The sequence below is a fragment of the candidate division TA06 bacterium genome, assembly GCA_004376575.1.
Lineage (GTDB): Bacteria > Hydrothermota > DG-26 > E44-bin18 > E44-bin18 > E44-bin18.
The window spans coordinates 1-25,257 of record SOJN01000038.1 but is presented as its reverse complement, the minus strand read 5'-3'; the positions used below and the strand labels follow the sequence as shown (position 1 = coordinate 25,257).

At 50.1% G+C, this 25,257-nt stretch carries 28 protein-coding genes and 1 tRNA gene; 18 read left to right on the top strand and 11 right to left on the bottom strand.

The features are described 5' to 3' along the window. Position 1 precedes the first annotated feature (1 nt). The 4 genes from E3J62_02915 to sppA form a co-directional block, all read right to left on the bottom strand. A complete protein-coding gene (locus E3J62_02915; GenBank protein ID TET46931.1) occupies positions 2–901 on the bottom strand; it encodes a hypothetical protein in 900 nt (299 codons plus the stop codon). Positions 902–1,276: 375 nt separating this feature from the next. After that, complete coding sequence (locus tag E3J62_02910) at positions 1,277–2,764, bottom strand: FAD-dependent thymidylate synthase (GenBank protein TET46930.1); 1,488 nt, start codon at positions 2,762–2,764, stop codon at positions 1,277–1,279. Between the two features lie 210 nt (positions 2,765–2,974). Further along, the gene (locus E3J62_02905; GenBank protein TET46929.1) at positions 2,975–3,325 is read right to left on the bottom strand and encodes a VOC family protein; all 351 of its coding nucleotides are present in this window, start codon (positions 3,323–3,325) and stop codon (positions 2,975–2,977) included. 9 nt (positions 3,326–3,334) lie between these two features. Next, positions 3,335–5,104, bottom strand: coding sequence for a signal peptide peptidase SppA (gene sppA / locus E3J62_02900; GenBank protein ID TET46928.1), 1,770 nt, complete (start codon positions 5,102–5,104; stop codon positions 3,335–3,337). 381 nt (positions 5,105–5,485) lie between these two features. Between sppA and E3J62_02895 the strand changes: the two genes are divergently transcribed. The 7 genes from E3J62_02895 to E3J62_02865 all read left to right on the top strand — a co-directional run bounded on the left by E3J62_02895 (position 5,486) and on the right by E3J62_02865 (position 11,777). Continuing rightward, a complete protein-coding gene (locus E3J62_02895) occupies positions 5,486–6,382 on the top strand; it encodes a helix-turn-helix domain-containing protein (GenBank protein TET46927.1) in 897 nt (298 codons plus the stop codon). Positions 6,383–6,418: 36 nt separating this feature from the next. Continuing rightward, positions 6,419–7,267 carry a tungsten ABC transporter substrate-binding protein gene (locus E3J62_02890; protein TET46926.1) on the top strand — a complete coding sequence of 283 codons (849 nt, stop codon included), beginning with the start codon at positions 6,419–6,421 and terminating at the stop codon, positions 7,265–7,267. 19 nt (positions 7,268–7,286) lie between these two features. Continuing rightward, on the top strand, positions 7,287–7,991 hold the full coding sequence (locus E3J62_02885) for an ABC transporter permease subunit (GenBank protein ID TET46925.1): 705 nt from the start codon (positions 7,287–7,289) through the stop codon (positions 7,989–7,991). Continuing rightward, the gene (locus E3J62_02880) at positions 7,934–8,965 is read left to right on the top strand and encodes an ATP-binding cassette domain-containing protein (GenBank protein TET46924.1); all 1,032 of its coding nucleotides are present in this window, start codon (positions 7,934–7,936) and stop codon (positions 8,963–8,965) included. Before E3J62_02885 ends, E3J62_02880 begins: the two co-directional genes overlap by 58 nt. Positions 8,966–9,315: 350 nt before the next feature. Beyond that, on the top strand, positions 9,316–10,017 hold the full coding sequence (locus tag E3J62_02875; protein TET46923.1) for a PIG-L family deacetylase: 702 nt from the start codon (positions 9,316–9,318) through the stop codon (positions 10,015–10,017). 81 nt (positions 10,018–10,098) lie between these two features. Further along, the gene (locus E3J62_02870; GenBank protein ID TET46922.1) at positions 10,099–11,250 is read left to right on the top strand and encodes a hypothetical protein; all 1,152 of its coding nucleotides are present in this window, start codon (positions 10,099–10,101) and stop codon (positions 11,248–11,250) included. Then, a complete protein-coding gene (locus E3J62_02865; GenBank protein TET46921.1) occupies positions 11,235–11,777 on the top strand; it encodes a DUF664 domain-containing protein in 543 nt (180 codons plus the stop codon). The genes E3J62_02870 and E3J62_02865 overlap by 16 nt, the downstream gene beginning before the upstream one ends. 280 nt (positions 11,778–12,057) lie before the next feature. Here the strand turns inward: E3J62_02865 and E3J62_02860 are convergent, their stop codons facing one another. Continuing rightward, entirely contained in the window at positions 12,058–12,774 is a 717-nt protein-coding gene (locus E3J62_02860; GenBank protein ID TET46920.1) for an HAD family hydrolase, read from the bottom strand. 519 nt (positions 12,775–13,293) lie between these two features. Between E3J62_02860 and E3J62_02855 the strand changes: the two genes are divergently transcribed. Further along, the gene (locus tag E3J62_02855; GenBank protein ID TET46919.1) at positions 13,294–13,509 is read left to right on the top strand and encodes a hypothetical protein; all 216 of its coding nucleotides are present in this window, start codon (positions 13,294–13,296) and stop codon (positions 13,507–13,509) included. A 93-nt stretch (positions 13,510–13,602) separates the two neighbouring features. On the opposite strand, the gene E3J62_02850 is transcribed toward E3J62_02855, so the two are convergent. After that, the gene (locus E3J62_02850; GenBank protein ID TET46918.1) at positions 13,603–14,478 is read right to left on the bottom strand and encodes a radical SAM protein; all 876 of its coding nucleotides are present in this window, start codon (positions 14,476–14,478) and stop codon (positions 13,603–13,605) included. Positions 14,479–14,850: 372 nt separating this feature from the next. Here E3J62_02850 and E3J62_02845 point away from each other — a divergent pair, with 372 nt between their 5' ends. Both E3J62_02845 and E3J62_02840 read left to right on the top strand, forming a co-directional pair. Beyond that, the gene (locus E3J62_02845; GenBank protein ID TET46949.1) at positions 14,851–15,855 is read left to right on the top strand and encodes a zinc-binding alcohol dehydrogenase family protein; all 1,005 of its coding nucleotides are present in this window, start codon (positions 14,851–14,853) and stop codon (positions 15,853–15,855) included. Beyond that, on the top strand, positions 15,842–16,294 hold the full coding sequence (locus E3J62_02840) for an NUDIX domain-containing protein (GenBank protein ID TET46917.1): 453 nt from the start codon (positions 15,842–15,844) through the stop codon (positions 16,292–16,294). Before E3J62_02845 ends, E3J62_02840 begins: the two co-directional genes overlap by 14 nt. A gap of 213 nt (positions 16,295–16,507) precedes the next feature. On the opposite strand, the gene E3J62_02835 is transcribed toward E3J62_02840, so the two are convergent. Further along, positions 16,508–16,957: a hypothetical protein gene (locus E3J62_02835; GenBank protein ID TET46916.1), complete on the bottom strand. Its 450-nt coding sequence runs from the start codon at positions 16,955–16,957 to the stop codon at positions 16,508–16,510. Between the two features lie 453 nt (positions 16,958–17,410). Between E3J62_02835 and E3J62_02830 the strand changes: the two genes are divergently transcribed. Next, the gene (locus tag E3J62_02830; GenBank protein ID TET46915.1) at positions 17,411–17,959 is read left to right on the top strand and encodes a hypothetical protein; all 549 of its coding nucleotides are present in this window, start codon (positions 17,411–17,413) and stop codon (positions 17,957–17,959) included. A gap of 119 nt (positions 17,960–18,078) precedes the next feature. Here E3J62_02830 and E3J62_02825 read toward each other — a convergent pair whose 3' ends face one another. From E3J62_02825 to E3J62_02815, 3 genes are all read right to left on the bottom strand, one after another. Beyond that, on the bottom strand, positions 18,079–18,696 hold the full coding sequence (locus E3J62_02825; protein TET46914.1) for a hypothetical protein: 618 nt from the start codon (positions 18,694–18,696) through the stop codon (positions 18,079–18,081). Positions 18,697–18,757: 61 nt separating this feature from the next. Beyond that, positions 18,758–19,738: a leucyl aminopeptidase gene (locus E3J62_02820; protein TET46913.1), complete on the bottom strand. Its 981-nt coding sequence runs from the start codon at positions 19,736–19,738 to the stop codon at positions 18,758–18,760. An 80-nt stretch (positions 19,739–19,818) separates the two neighbouring features. Beyond that, on the bottom strand, positions 19,819–20,106 hold the full coding sequence (locus tag E3J62_02815) for a GYD domain-containing protein (protein ID TET46912.1): 288 nt from the start codon (positions 20,104–20,106) through the stop codon (positions 19,819–19,821). A 97-nt stretch (positions 20,107–20,203) separates the two neighbouring features. Between E3J62_02815 and E3J62_02810 the strand changes: the two genes are divergently transcribed. The 4 genes from E3J62_02810 (at position 20,204) to E3J62_02795 (ending at position 21,592) form a co-directional block, all read left to right on the top strand. After that, positions 20,204–20,482 (top strand): hypothetical protein, encoded by a 279-nt coding sequence (locus E3J62_02810; GenBank protein TET46911.1) that lies wholly within the window; start codon positions 20,204–20,206, stop codon positions 20,480–20,482. A gap of 3 nt (positions 20,483–20,485) precedes the next feature. Beyond that, on the top strand, positions 20,486–20,926 hold the full coding sequence (locus tag E3J62_02805) for a hypothetical protein (protein TET46910.1): 441 nt from the start codon (positions 20,486–20,488) through the stop codon (positions 20,924–20,926). Positions 20,927–21,038: 112 nt separating this feature from the next. Further along, a tRNA-Asn gene (locus E3J62_02800) sits at positions 21,039–21,114 on the top strand. Positions 21,115–21,343: 229 nt separating this feature from the next. Continuing rightward, positions 21,344–21,592 carry a GIY-YIG nuclease family protein gene (locus E3J62_02795; protein TET46909.1) on the top strand — a complete coding sequence of 83 codons (249 nt, stop codon included), beginning with the start codon at positions 21,344–21,346 and terminating at the stop codon, positions 21,590–21,592. 74 nt (positions 21,593–21,666) lie between these two features. On the opposite strand, the gene E3J62_02790 is transcribed toward E3J62_02795, so the two are convergent. Next, on the bottom strand, positions 21,667–22,080 hold the full coding sequence (locus tag E3J62_02790) for a cupin domain-containing protein (protein TET46908.1): 414 nt from the start codon (positions 22,078–22,080) through the stop codon (positions 21,667–21,669). A gap of 381 nt (positions 22,081–22,461) precedes the next feature. Between E3J62_02790 and E3J62_02785 the strand changes: the two genes are divergently transcribed. The 3 genes from E3J62_02785 (at position 22,462) to E3J62_02775 (ending at position 25,153) form a co-directional block, all read left to right on the top strand. Beyond that, complete coding sequence (locus E3J62_02785; GenBank protein TET46907.1) at positions 22,462–23,100, top strand: hypothetical protein; 639 nt, start codon at positions 22,462–22,464, stop codon at positions 23,098–23,100. Between the two features lie 226 nt (positions 23,101–23,326). Continuing rightward, positions 23,327–23,620 (top strand): GIY-YIG nuclease family protein, encoded by a 294-nt coding sequence (locus tag E3J62_02780; GenBank protein TET46906.1) that lies wholly within the window; start codon positions 23,327–23,329, stop codon positions 23,618–23,620. Between the two features lie 534 nt (positions 23,621–24,154). Next, complete coding sequence (locus tag E3J62_02775) at positions 24,155–25,153, top strand: bifunctional methionine sulfoxide reductase B/A protein (protein TET46948.1); 999 nt, start codon at positions 24,155–24,157, stop codon at positions 25,151–25,153. Positions 25,154–25,257: the final 104 nt, after the last annotated feature.

Sequence of the window (25,257 nt, the reverse complement as noted above, 5' to 3'; positions counted from 1 at the left end):
TTCACCTGTAGTAGATCTTGTATATGGCCACGAAGCCATTTTCTGTGTCCACAACCAGAAGTGTGCTGTCCCCTCTCACCTCAATCGCACGAGGGGAGAGAAAACCCTCAAGAGAGGTGACACGGTTCCCTGCCTGGTCGAAGCAGACAACTGTCCCATCTGAAAGGTCGCTCACAAAAACATTACCTGACTCATCAACGTCAACACTGCTGGGATCCCCAAGACCACCTATCTCGCTGAGGTAGCCTCCAAAAGGATCATAGATCACCACTCGCCTATTTCCGCTGTCGCAAACGTAGATGTCAGAAGATGGACCTACTGCAATTGAAGTCGGCCTGTTCAGACCGCTGATCCCTCCAAGATGACCAAACGCGAATTTCAACCTTCCGAATTCGTCAAGGGCAAGAATCTGATCAGGCCTCGTTTCCGCTATGTACATCTCACCGGTTTTTGAAACGGCAACCGCCACTGGCCAGCCGGAACCAAATGAATCTGCCCCCACAGGCACTATCAATTTGGAAAATCCACCGTAGCGATCATACCTTGCAATCCTTTCGTTTCTGCCATCAACAACATAGATGTAGAAACCGTCACTAGAAAGATCGACCGGACTCAACAGCTGGTTATCTCCATGTCCAAATTCTCCAAACTCTGTCTTGTAGGAGAAGTCAGGACCAAACTTCTCCACACCCACTCTGGCCCCATCCCCAACATATATGTCACCGTAAACATCAGAACATATGCTCATTGGGCTAGAAAGTTGCTCCGCACCGAATGTTCCAACGCGGACCATTCCGATGGGAGTCCTGGCTGCACGCCTCACAGTCGTGACTGTTCCACCACAGCCCCAGAGAAACACAACCAGACACAGAAAGACTATCTTTAAACGCATCTCAACCATAAGTTTACGACGCCTTCACCCCAATGTCAACAATGACCGGCCCCCACTATCCAAGATCTCAGATCTATGATCTATGATCTCGCACCAAGTTTTCTGTGTCTGGTCCCTGGTGTCCAGCCCGCAGCTAGATCCTTCGGCTCCGTCCCTCCATAAATTCCCCTCGACAGGCTCGGGACGGGCGGGACCTCGCTCCCTTCGGAAGCCCTCAGGACAGGCAGCATAAACTCCGCCGAAGGATCTGCTTGTGCCAGATTGCTTCGCCTCGCTCCCCAAGTCTCGCAATGACATTCCGGGGTGCGCGCGCCAGGGTGATTTTTGATTTCCGTTTTCTCAATTTCGATTGAGTACTGAGTTGTGACAGCTGAAGGCCTTTCGTCAGGTAGGCAGTTCGGGTTTAAGGACTTTGGGGGGTTTGCCATAAACCTGTTCATAAATCCCCGGGTAGGAATCCTTTCCACCCACAAGAAGCACTGTAAGAGGCATGATTTCTCTGGCCAGTTCTGTCATCCTTTTGCAAACCGATCTTATCTCCCATTGAGCAGTTAGATCTTCTCTCAACCTCGAGAAGTGATAGAGTTCACGCGCATTCAACCCCAGCAGTACTCTTCTTCTATGGGCATTGGTCAAAGCATAAGGAGCAACAGAAGGCGACTGTTCGAGAAGCGCGTGATAGCTCCTTTCGCTCATTTCAGCAACGGATGAAAACTCTTTCTCCATACCGCAGTCAATAACTGACTGCGGTACAGTTAACCCCAGCTCCGGAGTGTAATTCTGTACAGTAATGGTCGCCATTCTGTGTCGCTTAAGCTGAGCGAAACCTGAAGCCGAGACAACAATGTCAAAGCTGAGATGTATGTATTCGAACTCTCTCAATACTGGATCATAAAGCTCCATGCGCTGGCAGGCAGTTTTGACAATCTCCCGTTTCTTCTCAAGGGATAGCTTCTCACCCACCTCTCTGCACTTCTGGTAAGACATCTCCGTTGAAGTATGAAGAAGAGCTACCACCAGGACAAGGTCGGCATCCTTGGTGTAGTCAACAAGCTGGACAGTAACGGGCCGTTCAGGTTGAATACCGGTCTTCGCCAAATCGGCCGAAACAGTGCGCAGTGCCGGATATGTCTTCTGATCATAATCATTTGCTTCCGTGAACAAGATTATGCTTGGCGCAACATCTGCCACGCATTCATACATCCGTTTGCCTATCTCTCTAACCTCCAGAAGCTCATGCGATGCAAACCTCCTCAGAAGAAGCTCCAAGTTTCGCGCGTTGATTGTTTCACCAAGCTGTCCTGCGGTTGCGAGAGAGGTTATGTATCTTGCATCCTCCTTTGCTATCCCTTCTATGATTCCTAGCTCACCAGGAGATTCCGCCTCATCGTGATACCACCTCGCGACTCTTTCCTTCAGCCTGTCAAAAAGCTTGTGGTAGAGCTCATTCTGCGCATTCACAGTCTTCACAAACCGGCTCTCGAGATTGGAGCCCTGAATCTCAGGAGGAACTATGAACTCATCTTTCAGTGTTATATACCGCTGGGACTTCTCTGTATATGAGCACAGTCTGAATTTCTCTATCTCTTCAATGGCAAGCCTGGAGACCCCTATTATATCAAAATTGAAAACTGCGTGTTCTGCAACTGAGTGGTGACCCAACCCAAAGATGATGTTCTTGTTTGACCTTCTTGCCTTCTCCACCTCTTTACGAGCGAGTTTGCGAAGCTCATCAACAGGCCTGGGGTCCCTGCTTATCCTTGCATATGCCGCGGATATGGTTTCCGGAGTGACGTCGCCCATTTCTCTACTGGCTGCAAGCTCGTCGATCACATCTGCGTCTACGTTGTAGCCAGCGAGTATTATCTTCAAAATACTGCCCCACTTTCAGGCCATCACATTATGCCGGGGCGACGGGGTAAGGTCAACGTCAGTTGGCTACCTCAGCCAAACCTTGAAGCGATTCGGGCTGCTCAAGATTGCCAATTGAGAACACACAACTCAGTGCATGCTCTCAATCGTCTTGTACACAACTCGAACATCTTGATCGGTAGTCACTGACGGCCCGCCCTGTGTACTCGTCTACTTCTTTGACCAGATCCCTATCTGTACACCACAGGGGTCAGCCAACATCCCCCAAAAACCATGCTCTTCGCTTATGAGGGTCTTTTCCTTAACGATCTTCCCGCCCAGTTGCTCTGCCTTCGCCAGAGTCGAGGGTATGTCTTCCACCTCTATATATATCTTGATGTTGGAACCCGAACCCACGTCCGCCTTTTCAATCCCGCCGCCAGGTCCGTCCGGTGTGGAGAATACAACATAGTTCGGATCACCAACATCCTTAAACTCCCATCCGAACACCTTGGAGTAGAATTCCTTTGACTTCTCCATGTCCACGCTGGGAAATTCAAAATGGCATATCCCGTGCATCATACACCTCCTCTAATCGATTTCTATCTCTTCGGGAGCAAGCAACAGAACCGGCTCGTCCTTGAACAGAACTCTCAGCCTTGACACTTCAAGCGCCTCTCTCATTTCTTCTGGCATGTGTTCCCATACCTGCAATGCGATCTTGTTCAAAAAATCGCCCTGCTTGAGAATGTCAGCGAGAGTCTTCTTCTTAGGATAGTGAACGAAGCTCACTTCCTCATCTTCTGGAATACCGGCCTTCTCCTTTGCTATCTCTATTGCCGTCTCAAGACTCCCTACTTCATCTACAAGACCTATCTCCTTCGCCGCGACTCCCGTCCACACCCTGCCCTGAGCGATCTCATGGACCTCATCGTATGTCATACCTCGACCGGCGGCCACAAGGTTCACGAACCGGTCATAGACCACCTGGATGAAATCATCAAGCGCCGCCCTTTCCCAATCGGCCATTGGCCTATCAGTGGAGAGAAAGTCGGCATGCTTTCCTCTCTTTATAGTTTCAATATTGAACCCGATCTTCTTGTATAGCCCACTCACATCCGGAACCAAGGCCAACACGCCAATGCTTGCAGTGATGGTGCTTGGCTGGGCCACGATAGCGTCCGCTCCACAGGAAATATAGTATCCCCCGGACCCGGCCACGTCACCCATTGATACGATGAAAGGCTTCTCCCCTTTGGCTTTCTGTACCTCATTCCATATGATATCCGAGGCAAGAGCGGATCCTCCCGGACTGTCAACCCTCATTACTATAGCCTTTACCTGATCATTATTGGCGGCCTTGCTTATTGCCTTGCTTATGGTGTTGGACCCCATGGTCTTTCCGCTCCAGGGACTGTCTTTGCTCTTGCCCGTAGTTATTGCTCCCACCGCATGAACGATTGCTATCTTTTTCTGTCCGAAAGGTATCCCTTTCTTTCGTGAGCTGGCGTAGTCGCGCCAGTCGACCGCCTTCCCCTTTCCGTCAGAAGAGGAAGATTCAGCTATGCCCAGTCCCTCTTCTATCTCCCGAAAATAAGCTATTCTGTCTATGAGCCCGGCCTCAAGAGCAGCCTTAGCGTCAAGATAAGGTCCCTCATCGACAATGGATGCAACCTGTTCAGGCGTCTTTCCGCGCGATTCAGCTATGGCCTTCAGGTACTCGAAATATATGTCATCCAGCAGGGCGTCGAGCTGCTCCTTGAATGGTTCGGACATGCTCTCTCTAGTGAATGGTTCGATCGCCGCCTTGTATTTTCCCTTTCTGACCCCCTGCCAATTTATCCCCAGTTTCCCGTAGGTTCCCTTCACAAATCCTACCCGAGCCAAAAGACCATCAACAAACAGCATGCCCAGCTCGGGCATTATTATGCTGTCAGCAGAACTCAGAAGGTAGTAGTCCCTATCGGTCCCGGCTTCTAAGAAGGCCACGACAGGCTTCCCGCTTTCCTTGAAGTCCAGGAAGGCACTCCGCAATTCTAGCGCCTTTGCCCACCCAACCTCCTGAAGCGCACCTGACTTTATCAAGAGCGCATCAATCCGTTTATCTTCCTTGGCTGCATCAAGTAGGTCCACAGCCTCCTGGATAGTCAGCTTCTTTTTTGCTCCGAACAATTTCGACAGGGGACCGGGGGGCTCTTCAGGAATTGAACCAGAAAGATTTGCCACCAACACGCTCCCCATTTTCACCGAAACCGGACCCTTCACCAGACTCCTCATGACGAACGATATCCCTGTAAGCCAGATCCCGATGAACACAACGGCGGCAACAATAACTATTGTCCAGATTGCCTTTTTGCTCATTCTTGCCTCCTTTTCCAGCCTTGCTTCAGTGCCAGTAACTGTCGGATTATACCGTCTCGTTCCAACGCCGTCAACAACACAATACCGTTGTACGCGATACGCTGTACGATAGACGACAGACACGAAAATAGAATCGACGAGAAAGTATCCAGGGGCGGAGTCCCTTCGATACTCTCAGGATAAACTCCGGATCTGCTTGTGCCAGATTGCTTCGCTATTGCTTTGCTACTCCTCCATCGGTTCACGCCTGACCTTTTCGTGCAGCGTAGAGCGTATAACTCGAAGGTTGTAAGAATAGGTTATTTTAGGTGATTTTATTCTTGACAACGAGCTAAAGAAGCGCATGATCGCTCTAATAGCCTTGCCCAAAAGGAGAGGACCTTGTCTGAGAAGTTCATGAACACTGCTGAAATCGCAGAGTACCTTGATGTCAATGAGAAAAAGGTCTACCTGCTTGTAAGGGATGCCGCCCTCCCAGCCACCAAGGCCACGGGGAAGTGGCTCTTCCCGAGAGAACTGGTGGACAACTGGCTTTTACAATCAACCGTCAGTGTCCAATCATCCATCTCAGCAAAAAAGGATGTGTTCCTCATAGCTGGAAGCAATGATCCGATCCTGGAATCCGGGGTTAGTTCCCTATCTGTCAGAGCATCCGAGTCCCTCATCTACTTTGCCAGGGTAGGGAGTTTTTCGGGACTGAAGGCGTTGGAGAAAGGAGACGCGCATGCTGCCGCTGCCCACCTTTTTGACCCAACCACCGGTGAATACAACCTTCCATTCCTTGACCGAAAAACCCGAAGGAACATTCTCATCTTCCCATTCGCTCTGAGGGAACAGGGACTCCTGGTTAGAAAGGGTAACCCATTCGGAATTGCCGGAATTGAGGATTTGATCTTCCCTGGAATAAGATTCGTCAACAGGAAAAAAGGAACAGGAACAAGAGCCCTCTTCGATCTCCTTCTGACCAAGGCAGGACTCACAACCTCTCAAATTGTCGGCTATACGAGAGAAGTTGGAACGCACATCGAGGTTGCCACGACAATATCCCGGGGGAAGGCAGATGCCGGGCTCGGGATACGCTCTGCCGCAAAAATGTTTGGGCTCGGGTTTGTCCCTCTGAGAAAAGAAAGATTCGACATTCTCGTAAGAAAGGAAGCCACACAAATGCGCTCTTTTCAAATCCTTTTGGAAGATCTGAAGTCTGCAAGATTCAAGAAAGTGCTGGCAGAAGCAGGAGGCTATGAAACACAGCCACCAGGACCGATACCTGCGTACTGAGCACCAGGAATCTTTGTGTGCTCTGCATTTGAAGTAATGAAGAGAACACCTCAAGGGAACCAGACATTGAAGAAGAAAACACAAGCATTGTTGATCCTTCTTGCCATCCTGTCTCTTTCATGCGCCCGGGTAGGACCACAAAGACCTCGTCCCCGGCTCAGGCTCGCCACCACCACAAGCACAGAGAACTCTGGCCTCTTATTTGAAATCCTGCCGCCTTTTGAGAAGATGTTCAATGTCAAGGTGGACGTTGTCGCCGTGGGAACAGGAAAGGCGTTCAAACTGGGCAAGAACGGCGATGTGGATCTGATCATGGTGCACGCGAGAGAGGCAGAGGAAGCTTTCGTCGCCGAGGATTTTGGCGTCAACAGACGGGATCTGATGTATAACGATTTCGTCATGGTAGGTCCCAAAGATGATCCTGCGGAAACGAAGGGGCTGAAGGATGCATCCGAAGCTCTAAGAAGAATAGCTCAAAACAGAGCAGCTTTTGTCTCAAGAGGAGATGATTCCGGAACTCACAGGAAGGAGTTGTCGCTTTGGGTGGGTGCAAGAATTACCCCTTCGGGGAAGTGGTACATCGAATCAGGACAGGGCATGGGCGCCACTATCCAGATTGCGAATGAGAAACAGGCTTACTGTCTTACTGACAGAGGGACCTATCTTACATTCAAGGACAAGATAGACCTGACAGTGCTCTGTGAGGGCGACGAGAAGCTGTTTAATCCGTATGGGGTTATTGCGGTCAGCCCTGCCAGGTATCCAGATGCCAATTACGTCTATGCCATGGCGCTCATAGGCTGGCTCACCTCGCCAGAGTGCCAGAGGATGATTGGGGAGTACAAGAGGTTTGGACAGATATTATTTACTCCCAACGCTCACTAATAGGGTAGACTAGAAATACATGAGTCACATCCTGCAGGGATTCGCAGAAGCCGTAAAGATGATATTCGGCAGAGATGCGGAGCTGTATCGTATAGCTCTCGTATCTATCAGAGTCTCCTCACTGTCAACGTTTCTGGCCTCTGCAGCAGGTCTGCCTGCCGGGTTCTTCGTGGCATTTCACACTTTCCCCGGACGTAGAGTCCTCATCACCATCTTAAGAACCCTTCTTGCTCTGCCCACCGTTGTAGTGGGCCTTTTTGTCTACTCTCTTCTTTCCAGATCAGGCCCTATGGGGGGCATGAGACTCATGTACACCCAGACCGCTATGGTGATCGGCCAATTCATTCTCGCGTTCCCCATAGTGACCATGCTTACCCTCTCTGCCCTTAGCGGTGTGGACAGGCGTGTTGCACCCACCGCCGTATCTTTGGGCGCTACGCCTTTTCAATCCAATCTCGCAATCCTGAGAGAAGGAAGTTTCGCTATAATGGCTGCCATGGTCGCCGGATTCGGGAGAGTGTTTGGCGAGGTCGGGGTGTCTATGATGCTGGGTGGTAACATAAGACACTACACCAGAAACCTCACCACAGGTATAGCCTTTCAAACCAGCCGGGGCGAGATCTCTCTGGGGTTGGGTTTGGGGATAATGCTCCTGACTGTGGCACTGTGCATAAACGTGCTGCTCCATTTTCTGGAGGAAAGAACATCGAGATCTACAGATTAAGAGGGGTTCAGAAGTCCTACCAGGATGAGATGGTACTCGATGTGGAGAGTCTGTCTTTAGAATCTGGCCTCCTGCACACGATAGTTGGACCTAACGGTTCCGGGAAGACCACCCTCATGAAACTCACTTCCTTCCTGGAAAGACCAACCAAAGGAACCATTGAATTCAAAGGAGGCCTGTTTGGTCCGGACGCAACCGTACCTCAAAAGGTGAGAAGGTCGGTGAGCATGGTTATCCAGGACCACTATCTCTTTGATGGTTCTGTAGGGATGAACGTCTCCTATGGCCTGAGGGTAAGGCGGCACGATCCATCATTCATCAAAAGGTCGGTCAGCTCCGCTCTGGATGAAGTAGGACTTGGAGGATTTGAGCACAGAAGAACCGATACCCTGTCAGGCGGCGAGAGCAAGAGAGTGGCCATTGCAAGATCGGTGGTTCTGGAGCCCGAAGTCCTGCTTCTAGATGAACCCACAGCAAACATCGACAAGATCAGTTCCGAGATGATAGAACAGATCGCGTTACGCCTGAAATCAGAAGGAATGACCGTAATCATGTCTACCCATGATTTCCACCAGGCTTACAGGCTCAGTGACAACATGGTCTCCCTGGTGGCAGGCAAAATGGTCGATGTCTCCCCAGAAAATGTATTCCCCTGCTCCATCTTGAACAATGTCGCCACTCTGAAGTGCGGTATCAACATATCTGTTGCCACATTGAAAGAGGGCAAGGGCCACATAGCCATCGACCCTCAGGACGTGCTCCTCTCTCTCGAAGAACTAGAATCGAGTGCCAGAAACTGCATTCCGGGGACGATTAAGCGAATATCGCTTGAAGATTCCTTGGTCAATGTATACCTGGACGTCGGGACTGAACTTGTTTCGTCAATAACTAGGGGTTCACTTGAGGAGCTCCGCCTGTCCCCGGGACTCAAAGTCTACGCGACATTCAAGGCAACCTCGGTGCGGGTCCTGTGACCACAGAGGACGAAATCACCAAACTCCCGGCCCCGCCCACTACACCCTCGAAATTCCCATCTACCCCTCACCGCACCTTCGAAACTCCGCCCGACCCCCAGCCCAACCTTCGAAATTGCGAAAATCCAAAAATCGAAAATAAAACCAACAACCACAGATTATTAAGAGATTACCACAAGATTCCCCATTCATGGTTCTACCCTGGGCTCAGTGTTTCTCTGTGTTAATCTTGTGTAATCTGTGGTTCAGAGGTTTTGCACAAGAAATGATCTCTGTGTTCTCTGTGGCTAAGAGGTTCTGGCCCAGCCATCTGCAATTTGTGATTGAAAGTCCTCGCGAGCAAGTCTATAATGACGCCCGTGAAAAAGACGCTGCTATCGATTTTCGCACATCCTGATGATGAGCTGGCTGCTATTGGAACTATAGCAAACCATGCCAAAAGGGGCGACAGGATTATCATGGCCTGCATGACCCCGGGGACAAGAACTTCCTTTTTGGACGGAACTGATGAAGAGAAGAGAGTCGCACGGACCAAGCAAGCCGAGGAGGTCGCAAAACTCGTCGGTGCAGAGGCCAGATGTCTCGACTTCGAGGACACCGCGATCTATCCTTCAAGAGAAGCCTCGCTGAAGGTCGCCGAGTTGATCAGGGAGATCAAGCCCACCATCATCATAACCTGGAACCAGCTTTGGGCCACCGGTCCGGGACATCCAGATCACAGATATACTTCGGTTATCGTCCTGGATGCAGTCTCTTATGCACGTTTTAAGATTCCCGAGATCTCCTTGCCTCCCTACCGGGAGATTATCAGTTTATATCTTGCACCGGGGCTGCCTACCTCGCCGTTCCCTCTTTGTTATGTGGACATATCAACTCAAGAGAAGCTGATAAGACAGTTCACATCAATCTATGAGAAAATGTATGGCCCATGGCAGGCCCTCAATCTGAAGCTGGCAAGTTCGGCCGTAAACGGGTTCAGCCTTGGCTGTGAGCTTGCTGAATCGTTCAATGTCATCCAGCGCGGCTCAAGTGAAGCGAAATATCTGGACTAGCCTGAAAACCATCCGTAACATTCTGCAGACCTCGTTATTATCCTAAACTGTGGGCCCTCCACGTGAAAAGGAGGTATTTTGATGCGTACCCTTTGCGAATGGATAGGGATCTTTTGTTTGCTGTGCGTTGCTTTTTCTTTCCCTGCGTTCAGTGAGCCACCCCAGACTGAAAAGGCAGTAGATGTTGATTGGTCCCGTCCGGAGATCATAGATCCTTTTCGTGAAGACATCGGGGACTTCCTGGACGTGGATCTCAGAGACTACGCCAAGAAAGCATACGACGCCTATCAATCAAAAGACATTGAGGAGGCTGCCAGGTATTACCTCGTCTTCTTGAGATACGACATCAACAATGCGAATTCCATATACAACCTTGCATGCTGCTATGGGCTTCTGGGGAAAGACACACTCGCGGCCAAGTATGTTGAAAGATCGGTCACGGCGGGCTTTGAAGACATCGAGCACATAAAAGAAGACCCCGACTTCGACAAAGTAAGAGGGAAGAAAGTATTTGATGCAGTAGTGGACAGCATAGCCTCCCAGATAAAGAGAAAGACCGAGGCCCTGGGAAACATCATTCACGTCGATGCCCCTGCACTTTTCAAGTGCCGAATCCGTTTGCCAGAAGATTATGATTCAACCAAGAGCTATCCTCTTCTTGTTGGACTGCACGGACTCGGCAGTAACCCTGATAGATTCATAACTCTCTGGGAGAAGTTCGGAAAGCCCGACTTCATATACGCCTCACCCCAAGCCCCCTACCCATTCTCTTCTGGCAAAGAGATAGGGTACAGCTGGCGCCTTTGGGGTCCGGGCCAAAAGGGACTCGGGAAGAAGACCTCGGCAATGTCCGACGACTACGTTGCATTAGTAGTGGAGAATCTGCGCAAGCGTTACAAGATTGACGAAGCATATCTTCTCGGATTTTCCCAGGGATGCGCTCAAACCTATACGACGGGACTACGGTACAGTCCTCTTTTTAAGGGTTTGATATGCTTCGGTGGCTGGCTTGATGAAGACTGGCTAACAGACACATCTGTCAAAGGTGCCAAGGGTCTCAGAGTGTTCATAGCCCATGGCACGGAAGACGGAGTAGTTGAGCATGAGGCGGGCATCAAGGCAAAGGATTTCCTGACAAAGTACGGTTATGACGTCACGTCTTATGACTTTGAGGGAGGCCACAGAGTTCCCGAGGAGGCAGCCAAAAAAGCTATAGAATGGATGAGAAGATAATGAGCAGCGAGAAGGAGGAACTCATGCACGAATGGAAAGATCTTGCCTACTTTCTCTATGGCAGAGGCTTCTGGTATGCAGACCCGCTCAGGGAGATTGACGGACTTTCCGAGGAACAACTCTTCTGGGTTCCAGAACCAAACAGCCTTTGCATTCTCTGGCACGTGGGACACATTGCGCACAGAGAACGATCGCACATAGGAATGTTTCTTCAGAGCCTTGAACCTACAATAATTCCCGAACAGTTCGAGGTCTTCGGTCCAGAGTGGTGCGCCACTGAAAAGATCCGCCAGTCGATGGGTTCTGTGCAGGATGTTCTCGACTGGGTCAAGGACGTGCGCGAAAGAAGTCACGAGTACATCGGGGCACTTACTGACGAAGATTTTCACAAGGTGCCATCTACTTCAGATCAGCGCCTGAGCGTGGCTCACTGGCTTTTCATCACCACGGCGCATACGGCGCTGCACATCGGACGGATTCAGCTTCTGCGTGCTCTCATTGAAGGCAAACACGAAAGGGCATGCTAGAAAACGCTATGGCTCCACGTCTGAGGAATTACTCAGAGTGGCCTCCGGCCTTGCTTTCATTCAATCTTTTGGTTCCTCTCCGATTCTGTTGACTCAACTAAGTCTACGTTTAAATCACAAATTCCAAGCACCGAATTCCAAATAATCACCAACAACCAATGCCCCAAATCCCAAACAACGGGCGCTTCTAGTTTGGAGCTTGAGATTTGGTCATTCGAATTTGTTTGTAATTTGGTGCTTGGTTATTGGAATTGCGAGCGTACGAGAAGAGGCAATCTTTCTAGAAACCCAGGTATCTCAAGATCCGGTCTCTTTCGGTCAGGGATTTGACTAGCAGTTCTGGTGAGCAAGCTTCCAACTCTTGCAGACTGTGCTTACCTGTGACCACCGCTATCACACCAATATTGCAGGAATGGCCTGCCTCAATATCAGCCGGGGTATCCCCAACGAGAAACGATTTCTCCTGGGCACCTTCTCTCAAAGCCTTCTTCACAATCTCTCTTCTCTCAAAGCTGTGATCCCCGAAGGCTCCCAGAGTGAAATACTGATCCAGCTTCATGAGCCTCATCTTATACATCGCGAAGTGCTCAAGATTGCCCGTTGCCAGCCCAAGTTTTGCCTGTCGGGCCTTGAGTTCTTCAAGCAACTCCCTTACTCCGGGCAGAATCACATACTCATTGGTTGGAGCATATTTCTTCACAAGTTTTTCAAATTCTTCTATCAAGACCTTTTTCACCTCTTCGGTGCGGCTGCGAACTTGATCAGCCGCAACCCCCAGTCCTCCGGCCAGCTTCTCCATTATGGTCAGGTCGGTCATTCCTTCGAGGTTGCTTCCTACGACACTGGTATAGAACCCTTCATCCACAGACCATAATCTCCTCAGCGTATGCATGAAGGCCTCCTCCTTCACCGAGACCTTACGGCCACTTTCCTCGGGAGGAACTCTTCTCAACAGTGTGCCATCTATGTCAAATAGAACAAGCATCTCAATCCTCATGTGCAATCATGAACCATCATAAGGCTGTGATTCTAGTGCTTATTGAATAACAGTTCAACACATTTGATTTCCTTGTTTTTCTCCCATTGCTGGATGAACTGACTCCAGGGCCAAATCACGAATTCCAAGCACCAGATTCCAAATAATGACCAATAACCAATGACGCAAATTCCAAACAGATGACGGCTCCGGTTTGGAGCTCGAGATTTTGTCATTGGAATTTGTTTGTAATTTGGTGCTTGGTTATTGGAATTCTTTCTTATGACTGTGTAATTTCCTGTTGCAATCATAACCTTAACGCACTAAAATACAGATGTGTCTAGGAATCCTATGTTGAAGGGAACCTTTCACGAAGGAACCTCGGGGGGTTCCTTTCTTTTTTGTGTTGTTTCGCTGGGGTTGGAAGGAAGGGAGGTGGATTGTCTTATTATTGAAGAGGTTCAAGAGGTGTTGGAGGGATGAGGTTGGGCATTCACGCCTGACCTCGGTGGGATACAAAACCTAGTGGAGGAGGACCTCATGGCCAGGAAGAAGACCGCTGCACAGATCAAGTACATGATCAAGGTGAAGAAAAAAAAGGCAACCGGCCTTGAGAGAGAACTGAAAAAGACCAAGTTCGCTGTGAAGAAACTAGAAAAATCGATGAAGGCCGCTGCAAAACCGAAAAAGAAGACAGCAAAGAAAAAGAAGAAAAGAAAAACAGCAGCCAGAAGGAAGAAGAAAACATATTGGTAGGTCTTGAGACGCGCTGTTTCAAGCCTTCCTCTTTTCAACCTTGCGAGATAAACGGCGCCCCATATGGGTGCCGTTTATTTTTCATCAGAAATGTCAAAGTGCTCGCCAGCTTTCCGGCCTCAGAGCCGATTCTCCCTGGGAAACCGCACTATCAATCGTAGCAAGCAGTTTCTCTCTGTCCCGAGGAAGCCTTCCGGCCAGGGGTAGGTAGTTGGAAGCATGATTCGTTCTGAAGATGCACCCGCTCAAACCCTCAAGGTTATCAATTATTATCTTCATCTCCTGCAGGAGCTCTATGGGTTCTGGCATCTCAAACTCACCCCTCTCCCACTCGGTGTGGAGCTCAGTTCCAGGCACAAGCATTAACGACAGCAAGGAGAAGTAGAGTGGATCCATCTCACTCACCGCTTTTCCTGTCTTGACTGCGTGTTCGTGTGATAGTGTCTTTCCCCCCAGACCCAACAAGCCTATGACCGAAACCTTTATTCCGGCGCGCCTCGCTTTTTTCACGGAGTCTATGATCTCCCTGACAGTCGAACCCTTCTTCACCTTCCGAAGAACCTCATCGCTACCACTCTCAAGCCCCATGTATATCAGGTCAAGCTTCTTCTCCCTGAGTTCCTCCAGTTCCTCCATGCTCTTTCTCAATATATCACGCGCATTGGCATAGATGCCCACCCTTTGCAGACTGGGAAATGCTGTGTAGATTCTTTCGAGTATTGGCATGAGCCGTCTGTTCTGGAGTACAAGAGCGTTTCCATCGCAAAGAAAGACCCGTCGAGTTTGAGGGTAACTATTGGAGGCAAGCTCAATATCCTCAAAGACCTCCTCTGGTGGCCTGACGCCAAACTTTTTGTCCAGGTACGTAGGACAGAATGTGCACTTGTTGTGCGAACATCCGTAGGTTATTTGAAGGAGGTAGCTATCAGCCTCACTTGGAGGTCTTATTATCATTCCCTTGAATCTCACTTTTTCGCCTCTCTCTCACTATGTTACCGCTCCCTCACCTGGCAGTCAAGCCCTTCCACCCATCCGTCGCTGTACGTCATGGATTGCAACCACAAGATTACACAAGATCCTGACACAAAATACGAGATTACGAAACCACGAAATTGCGAAATTGAAAACACTTGTAACCACAGATTACACGAGATTGACACGGATTCAAACCATATCCTCATGGCTGAACCCGAACCAGAAAAAGAATCTTGTGATAATCTGTGCTAATCTGTGGTTCAGAGGTTTTGGGTTGTTGGAAGCTGAGAGCTGACTGCTATCGTAGAGCGTGCAGCGTGAGAATCTCTTGACTAGTCACTATCGATGCAATACTCTATTTACGTTATGAAGGCGATGGTGCTGAACACGCCTGGGCCGATCGAAGAGAATCCACTCAGACTTGAGGATGTTGAAAGACCAAAGCCTGGCAAGGGGGAGATACTCATAAGATTAAAGGCATGTGGAATATGCCATACCGACCTTCATACCTTAGAAGGGGAACTTGATCTACCCAGACTCCCTCTCATACCGGGGCACCAAATTGTGGGACTGGTGGAAGGCCTCGGGCCCGAAACCTCGACCTTCAAGAAGGGAGACAGAGTGGGAGTACCCTGGCTCTCCTGCACTTGCGGAGAGTGCGACTACTGCAAAAGGGGGCTGGAGAATCTCTGCGTGAATGCCCAGTTTACTGGATACCACGTGGACGGCGGCTATGCTGAATATGCAGTGGCTAAGGAAGCCTTCGCATACCCAATACCAAAAAGTTTTAGTGACACTGCCGCGGCTCCTCTTCTCTGTGCCGGAATCATTGGATTTAGAGCATTGAGACTGAGTGAGGTCAAACCCGGACAGAGGTTAGGACTCTATGGTTTCGGTGCTTCCGCACATGTCACAATCCAGATCGCCCGCCATTGGGGATGCGAAGTCTCTGTGTTCACTCGAAGCAAGGAGCATCGAGATCTTGCCACTGAGCTAGGGGCAGCATGGGTGGGGAAGGCAGAGGACAATCCCCCTGACAGTATCCAGAGTGCAATCATATTTGCGCCTGCAGGACATCTCGTGCTGGACGCGCTCAGAGTCATGGACAAGGGTGCCACCCTTGCTCTCGCAGGAATATACATGACTCCAATACCTGAAACTGACTACAAACTTCTTTACGATGAGCGTACCATACGCAGCGTCACCGCAAGCACAAGGGAGGATGCGCGCGAACTTCTTCGGTACGCAGGCGAAATACCGATCAGAACGGAGGTGCAGAGTTTTCCTCTGGAGGATGCAAATAAAGCGCTTCAGATGCTGAAGCGGAGCGAGATAAAAGGAGCAGGAGTACTGGAAATTGGCCCAGATTGACCAGGCAATAGATGTAATAGTAAGAGGCGTACTGGTGTCAGGCAATCACATCCTTCTTGCACACGCCATAGGAAAAGCCAACACATTCCTGCCAGGAGGCCACATCACAAAAGGGGAGCCAGCCAGAGACGCACTCATTCGTGAGATCAAGGAAGAGACGGATCTGGATGCAGAAGTAGAGAGATATCTTGGCACCATTGAACACGCATGGGACGAAGCCGGTGGAATTAGCCACGAGATCAATCTTGTTTTTTCTATCTCAGTTTCTGATATTGACCACAGGCTTCCTGTGCCTTCAAAGGAGAGCAAACTCGAATTCATCTGGTACCCTCTTGAGCGGTTAGGCGATTCAAAGCTTGAGCCTTCATCACTCCGATTGTTACTGCCGGGATGGCTATCCTCAAAAAAAGAGCACTGTTGGGCATCCACCATGGAATAACAAACCACGTACACTAACTCCATTCCACTACCTTCCCCTGCCTTTTGAGATCTTCTAGCACGACGCCATAGAACAGCTTCCAGCATTCTTCGCGCCCCGGGGTCAAAGTCTGTAGGAGCGTAAGGCATTACGCCTCCCACAGAAATTCGCTATGGATAGTTCAGGACCGCGTTCCGGAGAGGATCCTTATCAATTCTGAATCACAGGATAAGTCTATTGAATTCTGGACTTCCACGGCTTAAGCCATAGGCCTGCCAATTTTCCTTCCCCATCCATCACAACCCGAATTTCCGGTCTTGCGTCACTTTTGGAGAAGCGCCCTCTGAAGCGATAGATAACAAGCAAAGAACCATCTGTAGGGACCCAGGTCTCCGCGTACTCCATGGACTGAAAGTCACCATACATGCCTTTGATGCTTTCGTAAGATTCCTTTTGTACTTCCGGTGTTAGACCTGAACGCACAGCGGCTGTGGCCTCATCACCCAGAGGCTCAAACAGCCCATCTCTCTCCGACTCGAGGATTTTTGTCGCAACACGCTCAGCGACTAATTTCATTCCGGCATCTACCTCTGACTCAGGCAACCTCCGAAATGGTGAACTGCATCCTCCAACGGCAAGGGCGGCTAGACATATCAGGCAAGCGGCAATCATGGCGCTCTTCAATTCATCCTCCTTGCGTTTTGGATCAAAAGCCTCTATCTGCGATCGGACTGGAATACAAACCCTCAAAAACGTAAGGATATTCTACGTGCTTTTTGCGCTGTGTCAACGCTCTTCCCCACATAACAGGCTCCCAACCCAAAGACCTCCCTTCCCGGCTCGTCTCACGAGCTCCCCTGATGGGGTAGGCCGCGGGTGAAAACGACAGGGACTGAGAAGCTACGCTTCTCACGTATCCCAAGAAAACCATTGAAGAAAGCCTTTGTCAAAAAAATAGAAAAAATCGTATTGAAACCTATCACGGGACTTGACAAATTTCTAAATCTACATATTTTGTGGCTCAACCCATATAGGAAAGGAGGCGAGAATTCTTAGTTTTGGAGCACGCAGTCGGAAGCCCCTGGTCATTTGCATCACCAGGGATAGGTTTGGAAAATCAACAGTAGAGGTAGCATCGTGAAAAAGCTCGGTTACATTGCCCTGGGTATACTTCTCGTTATTGGGTTGTCAGGAGCAGCAGCCCTCGCCAAAGGCAAAGGATTCGTGCACGGGATCGTTGTCAAACTCGATGGCGAGGATTACTATTTGGCTGGACCTCCGGACGGACCCAACGGCGCAAGCGACATTCCGGGACACTGGTGGAGAATGGCTGGAATGAACAGGATGGTCGGGAAGCATTACAATACCGGACCGTTCGGCGCTTCCAGTTGGTGGGCAACACAGGAGGACGATGGCATTCTTCTGTTCAACGTTCGTGCCATCATAGATACGTGGTCAATGGATAAAGCAAAAGACTACTCAGAGAAAGGCTATGTCCATTATCACGAATTCGTCCGCGTTTCAGACGGCGCGCAACACCCGAGTAAGGTCGTGTGGCTCCACCACAGGCCCATGCTTACATTCTACTTTGACGGCGGCCCACATCCTGAACTTGCCCATCAAGTATATCAAGGCAGAACTGACTATGACTTCATACCAAACTGGAACATGCCCTACTCCCCTTGATGCTCGCGTGATTTCCCAGAAACGACCAAGGCTCCGGTCAGCAGACCGGGGCCTTGCTATGTGAATTCATATTTCGTCTTGTACTTGGTAATTCGTAATTTGTGATTTTCTTTATGTTTCTATTTGTATGTTACCCGTAGGTCCCTCGATACTTCCTTGACCAACGACTCGACCAGATCTCCGTATGCCTCATCGGGGTCCTCTGCGTCAAAAATGAAACCGCCAGAAGAAAATACGCTGACATGAGCGACAGTATTCTTGTCGCGTGCTGAAGCAGTCCATACAGTCGCGCCGTCCTTCGTATCCACCAACTTCGCCTTCATCGAAGCGTCCACCTCAGCCTCGACGCTAGCCGGCAGGAAATCGAAACTGAACCTGATCTTCGGTTCGACATCGCCAACATACAGGTCACCAAAAATGACCGCGCTCAGATTGTGCTTCTCTCCGATTTCCTGAACTGCTGCACGATCCATCTCATCCCGCCCTATTGACTCAAGCAGCTTCTTCTGGCTCCCAAGCTCTATGAACCGTGCTCTCGGCTGCGACTCGCTCACCATCTCAAGGAACTTCTGTGTCGCATACTCATCCAGGTTCCCCTCAGCGTTCGACGTAAAATTGACCAGACCTATAGCACCGTATTCTCCCAGATCGATTCTTGGAGGGACCATCACCTTCGGGCTGCACCCCAGAATCAGGAGAAGCGCAAGACTGAAAGACAGTGCGATTTGACGATTCATTTTCCCTCCTTCCGTTTTTCCAGACATCGTATCAACCACCATGCCCAAAACAACTCAGCAACTATACCACCACATCACCCTGTTTCATGACTGTATTCTTGGAACCATCTGCATATGTAACCTCTATAGTCGGCTTGTGAAAGAGAAAGTCTCTATGGGTTTTGGACTTGTTCTTCCCTCCGGGCATGGTCTCATTATTGCCGAACGCAATATGTGCCGTCTTGCCTGCCTTTTCATCCTCAAGAAGGTTCCCTGTTATTCTTGCCCTCGGATTGACGCCTATCCCGAATTCCCCGATGACCGAAGCCATATCATCAACTGATGTCAGTTCTTTTATCTTCTCCAAGAATGGCGATTGATCACAAGAAAAGGCTGTTGCTCTCCCTCCTTCAACCTCAATGGTGACCGCTGAAGGCACCTGACCCAAATCGCCGATGGACCCGTCACTCACAATCACGCCATCCGCACTGTCCTCGACAGGAGCACACCAAACTTCACCCGGTGGAAGATTCCCCATGTGACCAGGAGTTATTTCAAGATCTGTCTCAAAAGGTCTCCCCGCGATGCTGAATGTCACATCTGTTCCACCAGGAGCAGTAAGATGGACTTTGTTCGCGTTATCGAACGCCGCCATGAGCCGCCTTCCAACCCCGGCCACCTCCGGGTAGTTCACAGACATGGGGCCTTCTATCATCATACCCTCTGTGATACCTGGGCCGTGACCGACCCGCGCACCCACTGCAATCCCGGCCTTGATCAGTTTGATTCTGAAAGGCGTCTCCTCGGCAAAACTAGTAAGGGTATTGATGAAGACGCTTCTGTCTTTCAGAAGACCCGAAAGATCACTGGGTATCTCTGAGAGCGGACGCTCATTCTCAGGAAGAACATAAATCTCAGCTAAGGCACCCATCTCTTTTGCCGCATCACGGAATGCCTCACCTATGGGCAGACGCGCCTCATCTGTTACCACCAAAAGGCTCTCACCTGCTTTCAGTTTCAGAACCCAACGAAGAGCACCGCCTGCACTTTCAAGCATTTCCATCTCGTGTTCCTCCTGTTATAGGAGCATCCACCACTCACAGATATGGCAGATGCAAGACAGAGTGAAGCAATGCCGGCCTGCTAAAGCGCCTTAAGGAAATCTTCCCACGGCGTCGCAACCAGAGTCTCGGTCGTCGAATGTCCATAGGCGCGTATAACCATGGCTGCTTTTTCTACCTGCTCGTGATCTTGAGCTTCCACAATGTCAACTACATCGTAGCGTCCGAGAGTCGCGAAACTGGCCTTCCATTCCAGACCGGGACATTCCTTTTTGATCTTTTCAGACACCAAAGTGGCCATCTGTCTGAAGTCGTTGGGATCAGAGAACGCTTCAGGCGAAAGCCGACTAAGGATAACATATATCCCCATATGACTCCTCCTTTCTCTAAAGAAGCATTCTACACGTTCGACAGTTTACGGTCAAACCCTAAAGAGTAAATCTCTACCTCAAAATAGAAAGCCAAATTTGCATACCAGGCGACAGGAAAATCACGTGACACTATCAGTTTGTGATGCAAGTGGCCGATGTGTGATCAACCTGGCAGATGAACAGTTTCAGCGAGGTACACACCGATTGGTCTGGGATGGCACGGACTCCCACGGCACTCCGGTTGCCTCGGGTGTCTATCTCATAGAACTGAAGTCTGGCGTTCTTCGCTTAGCACAAAAACTCAGCCACGTGAAGAAAGATGTGTTCTTGGGAGTTCGTGAACTGTATAATCAGGATAGTAGAAAAAAGGGGTGAAGCATGAGTTCATCTGATCGAAACAAGATGGTGGCCATAATGAAGGAGAATTGTGCCCACGCCTACCTGGGAACCTGCGATGGAGACCAGCCAGTAGTTCGTCCAATCTCGCCCATAGTTGAAGATGACATGACCATCTGGGTGATAACCTTTAATTCCTCGAGGAAAGTCAAACAGATACGACAAAATCCCAGGATTTGTCTTACTTTTGTGGAATATCCTTCAGGAGAGAAGGCAGCCACTGTATTCGGTAGAGCCGAAATAGTCGATAGCCTGGATGAGAAGAAGAGGATCTGGAACCTGGTATCCTGGGATCCTTCACAGTTCTTCCCGGACGGTCCGACTTCTGATGAGTTATGCCTGCTGAAAATCGCTACTGAGAAGATAGAGTGGCGAGAAAGCCAGACCGGCGGCGAAAATGTCTATGAGCCAGCCAAGAAGTGAGAGGCTCGACCTGCGCTTCCTTCTTGAGCCTCTCGAATCCAGACAATTGCGTCTAGGTTGACATCTGGTATTCGTTTTCGTATAATTCAGTAGTCCAACATATAATCCACACTCCTCGGTAGCTCAATTGGTAGAGCGGGTGGCTGTTAACCACTAGGTCGGGGGTTCGAGTCCCTCCCGGGGAGCCAAATAGGCCCATCCCGTCGTTAGACGGGATGAGGCATATTTGATCCTTCATCGGCGTAAGCCGATGGAGGACACTTCGACATCTCAGATCGTAGAAGTAAGATCGAAGATCGGGAAACCAAAATGCTCGACACCCATATGGATTAGGTTGTCACCCTCACCTTTATCCCCTCCTACTTCGCGGAGGACAGGCTCTCCCATCGAGGGAGAGGAGAGGTTATGTGAAACAAGGTGTGGTACGTCTATATCGTCCAATGCAACGATTCATCTCTCTACACGGGAATCACATCGGATGTGAAGAGACGGGTCGAAGAACACAACAAGGGCAGGGGCGGAGGGTACACGAACTCGCGCCGCCCCGTCAGGCTGGTATACACGGAGCAATGCAAAAACAGGTCTGAAGCCCTAAAGCGCGAACGCCAAATCAACCACCTCCCCCGCGCCAAAAAACTCACCCTCATATCTGACACCCGAAATTGAGAAACTCCCTCCGCCCTACCTTACCGCCCCGGAAACTAGGAAATTGCTGTCAGATCTGACCCGGATGCACACAATCATATCCACACGTCATTCTCAGCGGTGAGTTCGCCTCCAGCGTCTCCCGTATTCCTTGTCCCCGCAGGTTCAATTAGGAGTATATGGCATTCATCCAACGCATAAGGCTTATGCTCAACACCTTTCGGAACAATGACCATCTCGCCTGCCGACAAATGGCTCTCTCCATCCCTGAAATCAATCACCATGTCACCTTTCAACACGAGAAAGAGCTCATCAGTATCTGGATGGCTGTGCCAAACAAACTCGCCTTTGATCTTCACGAGTTTCACATGGTAATCGTTCAGTTGCCCAACGATTTTCGGCCCCCAATGGTCCGTGAAGCTACCCAACTTCTCAGACAAATTTTCCTGTCCACAGAAAACCTCCCGGTACGGTTCCGGCCAACCTATTATTCTACCCAAAATGCCCATTTTCCGGAGACGGATCGGCCTGAGCCTATTTTATATCCCCAGTTGCTGGGGCTGTCAAGGATTCGCTGCGGAATTTGAAGAAAAGAATGGCCCCCATCCGCCCTCAACCCCTGTGGTGCCTGGCTTTACATTTTTACATTTTTCTAACATCCCGCCCGGAGGCGTATTGAGGAGCCCGGATGACCCACGGCGCCCCGGTGCCAGGCGCTACATTTTTGCATTCTGGTCAAAAGTCCAAAGGCCCATGTCCATCCTGAGCGTAGTCGAAGGGCCTGACCCCCGGGCTGACCGTAGTCATATCATGTTGCAGAACATCGGCGTTTGGGATATCATATGAACAGGATATTCATTAGTTAGACCATAGAAGAAAGGAAACACACAATGATGACACCTGAAGAATTCACACGATACAACGCCATCAAAGCGTTTGAGGAGTTTGGAAGAGAAATGAATCCAGACGAGTTTAGAGCAGCACGCAAGAGAAAACTTCCTTGGGTAAGAAACATAATCAAAGATCATGCATCTGTTGCTGATTATGGTGCTGGTTCTGGTTGGGTAAAGGAAATATGTGATGAAATGAACATACCTTGTACTGAAATTGATGAGATTTCCGAAAAAGGCTCTTTCGCCAGCATGGAACCAGTTGACATCATTGTATGTGTTACCGTACTAGAACACATGGTGCCGACTGAGGTTTTGCAGTTCATCGATATTAGTGCCCAAAAGGCCAAATACCTCTTTATTGCGACCAATAACCCGCGCTGTGCATTTTCTCATTACGTCTTATGGGATTGTATCACCCATGTAAGAATGTATTCTGAGGCATCAATCCGAGCATTGCTTATGGCAAAAGGATGGACTATTGAGCAATCGTTTTACGAAGACGACGTATTCAAGAACGCTTCCTTTTCTCAGAGATTAATCCACAGACTATTATCCAAAGGATTGAACGGAATGTTTCTTTCCGATACCCACAATTATTGGTGTATTTTGGCAAGAAGCCCTGAGTTCTCAAGATGAAGCATTGAGATTGGGGTCACCCATGAAAAATGTAAAATCCCCGATCCACACCCTGCCTGCCATGATTTCCCTTGTGGATTTTGAGACGGATGAAATGGTTTGTCTACATCGTTGAGTGCTCCGACAAGACCCTATGCGTCGGAGTCGCCAAGAGCTTTGAGGAGCGTCCACACAATATTCCACAAAGACTGTCATTCCCGCGAAAGCGGGAATCCAGAAGGATACCGTGAACAAGAAACAACCAGCCGTTTACATTCTCGCGAGCAGGCGCAACGGAACGCTCTACACCGGCGTGACTACCAACCTTGCCAAACGCGTCTGGGAACACAAAAAGGACATCATCGAAGGTTTCACAAAGAAGTACGGCGTGCACCTCCTGGTCTACTACGAGTTGCACGATGATATCATTTCTGCAATCACCAGGGAGAAGCAAATCAAGAAGTGGAACCGTGCGTGGAAGTTGGAGTTGATTGAAAGGAAGAATCCAGACTGGCGAGACCTGTGGGAAGAGTTGGCCTGATTCTGGATTCCCGCCCCCCGATCAGGTCGGGGGCATGCTTTGCGGGAATGACAGCATGGGTACCCAGCTGGGATGCGCGCCGGGGTCGGGCTTTTGTCATCCTGAGCGGAGTCCCTTCGATACTCTCAGGATAAACTCCGGATCTGCTTGTGCCAGATTGCTTCGCCGCTTTGTTACTCCTCCATCGGCTCACGCCGATGAAGGACTGAATATGCCTCGCTCCATCTTACGATGGATCGGACCTATTCAGCTCGCAATGACAATACTTGTTTTGCGTGTAGAGCCATGAGTCCAAAAGTCCACACCTGCTTGCCCCGTTTCTCGCGAAGCGAGATACACGGGGTCCGCCCGGGCCGTTTGACGGCCGCTCGTTTCACGAGCTCCCCCACGCGGAACCTTGACAGCTGGGCTGTAGTTCGTATTATGAGCTTGAGGGTTGGAGGCCGTGGCTTCTACAAAGAAAAATGAAATGCTATCGGAGTTAAACAAGTGGACTCACAAGCTAGATGGAAATTCCTATTCACCGGCCTGGCCATGGTCGCAGCAGTGTTTCTCATCGCATCCAACGGTTGTGCAGCACCGGATGCGAAACACACAAAGCAAGAGGGAGAGCAGGAGGTGAATGACAAGGTTGTGAAGACCGACGCCGAATGGCGGAAGATCCTGACCCCCGAGCAGTATCGCGTCACCCGGCAAGGAAGCACCGAATGTGCCTTTACCGGCGAGCTACACGATCACCGTGGTGCGGGTGTTTACAAGTGCGTCTGTTGCGGTCTTGAGTTGTTCAGTTCAGACGGCAAATTCGACTCAGGCACCGGGTGGCCAAGCTTCTTGAAGCCGTTCAGAAAAGAGAACATCGTTGAACGGCTGGACAACAGTCTGGGTGTGGCTCGGACAGAAATACTGTGCAGCCGCTGCGACGCACACCTTGGACATGTGTTTCCCGATGGTCCGCCTCCGACAGGGCTGCGGTACTGTATTAACTCGGTCGCTCTAAAATTCGAAAAGGCAGAGGACCATCCCAACCCGGCTCGGCTTGAGACCGCGACGTTCGGTGCTGGATGCTTCTGGTGCACCGGAGCATTGTTTCAAACTCTGGACGGGGTTAAGTCGGTGAAGGTCGGGTATATGGGTGGGCATATCAAGAATCCGACATATGAGCAGGTGTGTTCAGGAAACACCGGACACGCCGAAGTGGCGCAGATCGAATATGACCCAAAGAAGATCTCCTTTGAGGAACTTCTCGATGTGTTCTGGGAAGTACACGACCCGACCTCGTTGAACCGGCAGGGACCTGATGTAGGCACGCAGTACCGATCGGTCATCTTCTATCACACACCGCAGCAGAAAGACGCAGCTACCAGATCGATTGAATCCCTTCCGAAGAAGCTGCAAGAAAAGATTGTGACAGAAATCGTCCCAGCAGGCGAGTTCTACGAGGCCGAAAACTATCATCAGGACTACTACAAGAACAACCCCAACGCTTCCTATTGCCGTCTGGTCATCGCCCCGAAGTTGAAAAAACTGAGATGAGCCCCGCATCACACGGGGCCTGCCCCAGCGAAGTCTCCCGAGGCTCAACTTTGCAAATCTGCGTGGCAGGCACCGCTGCAGCCTCCGGGAAGGACCTTGTAGGG

What these genes read in the sequence shown, in the direction of transcription:
- E3J62_02855 (TET46919.1), top strand. Translation starts at nt 13,294, where the DNA reads ATGGCCAGGAAGAAGACCGCTGCACAGATCAAGTACATGATCAAGGTG.
- E3J62_02870 (TET46922.1), top strand. Translation starts at nt 10,099, where the DNA reads ATGCGTACCCTTTGCGAATGGATAGGGATCTTTTGTTTGCTGTGCGTT.
- E3J62_02820 (TET46913.1), bottom strand. Translation starts at nt 19,738, where the DNA reads ATGGAAATGCTTGAAAGTGCAGGCGGTGCTCTTCGTTGGGTTCTGAAA.
- E3J62_02885 (TET46925.1), top strand. Translation starts at nt 7,287, where the DNA reads ATGAGTCACATCCTGCAGGGATTCGCAGAAGCCGTAAAGATGATATTC.
- E3J62_02865 (TET46921.1), top strand. Translation starts at nt 11,235, where the DNA reads ATGGATGAGAAGATAATGAGCAGCGAGAAGGAGGAACTCATGCACGAA.
- E3J62_02875 (TET46923.1), top strand. Translation starts at nt 9,316, where the DNA reads ATGACGCCCGTGAAAAAGACGCTGCTATCGATTTTCGCACATCCTGAT.
- E3J62_02890 (TET46926.1), top strand. Translation starts at nt 6,419, where the DNA reads ATGAAGAGAACACCTCAAGGGAACCAGACATTGAAGAAGAAAACACAA.
- E3J62_02785 (TET46907.1), top strand. Translation starts at nt 22,462, where the DNA reads ATGATGACACCTGAAGAATTCACACGATACAACGCCATCAAAGCGTTT.
- E3J62_02805 (TET46910.1), top strand. Translation starts at nt 20,486, where the DNA reads ATGAGTTCATCTGATCGAAACAAGATGGTGGCCATAATGAAGGAGAAT.
- E3J62_02790 (TET46908.1), bottom strand. Translation starts at nt 22,080, where the DNA reads ATGGGCATTTTGGGTAGAATAATAGGTTGGCCGGAACCGTACCGGGAG.
- sppA (TET46928.1), bottom strand. Translation starts at nt 5,104, where the DNA reads ATGAGCAAAAAGGCAATCTGGACAATAGTTATTGTTGCCGCCGTTGTG.
- E3J62_02825 (TET46914.1), bottom strand. Translation starts at nt 18,696, where the DNA reads ATGAATCGTCAAATCGCACTGTCTTTCAGTCTTGCGCTTCTCCTGATT.
- E3J62_02905 (TET46929.1), bottom strand. Translation starts at nt 3,325, where the DNA reads ATGATGCACGGGATATGCCATTTTGAATTTCCCAGCGTGGACATGGAG.
- E3J62_02815 (TET46912.1), bottom strand. Translation starts at nt 20,106, where the DNA reads ATGGGGATATATGTTATCCTTAGTCGGCTTTCGCCTGAAGCGTTCTCT.
- E3J62_02860 (TET46920.1), bottom strand. Translation starts at nt 12,774, where the DNA reads ATGAGGATTGAGATGCTTGTTCTATTTGACATAGATGGCACACTGTTG.
- E3J62_02775 (TET46948.1), top strand. Translation starts at nt 24,155, where the DNA reads ATGGTCGCAGCAGTGTTTCTCATCGCATCCAACGGTTGTGCAGCACCG.
- E3J62_02915 (TET46931.1), bottom strand. Translation starts at nt 901, where the DNA reads ATGGTTGAGATGCGTTTAAAGATAGTCTTTCTGTGTCTGGTTGTGTTT.
- E3J62_02845 (TET46949.1), top strand. Translation starts at nt 14,851, where the DNA reads ATGAAGGCGATGGTGCTGAACACGCCTGGGCCGATCGAAGAGAATCCA.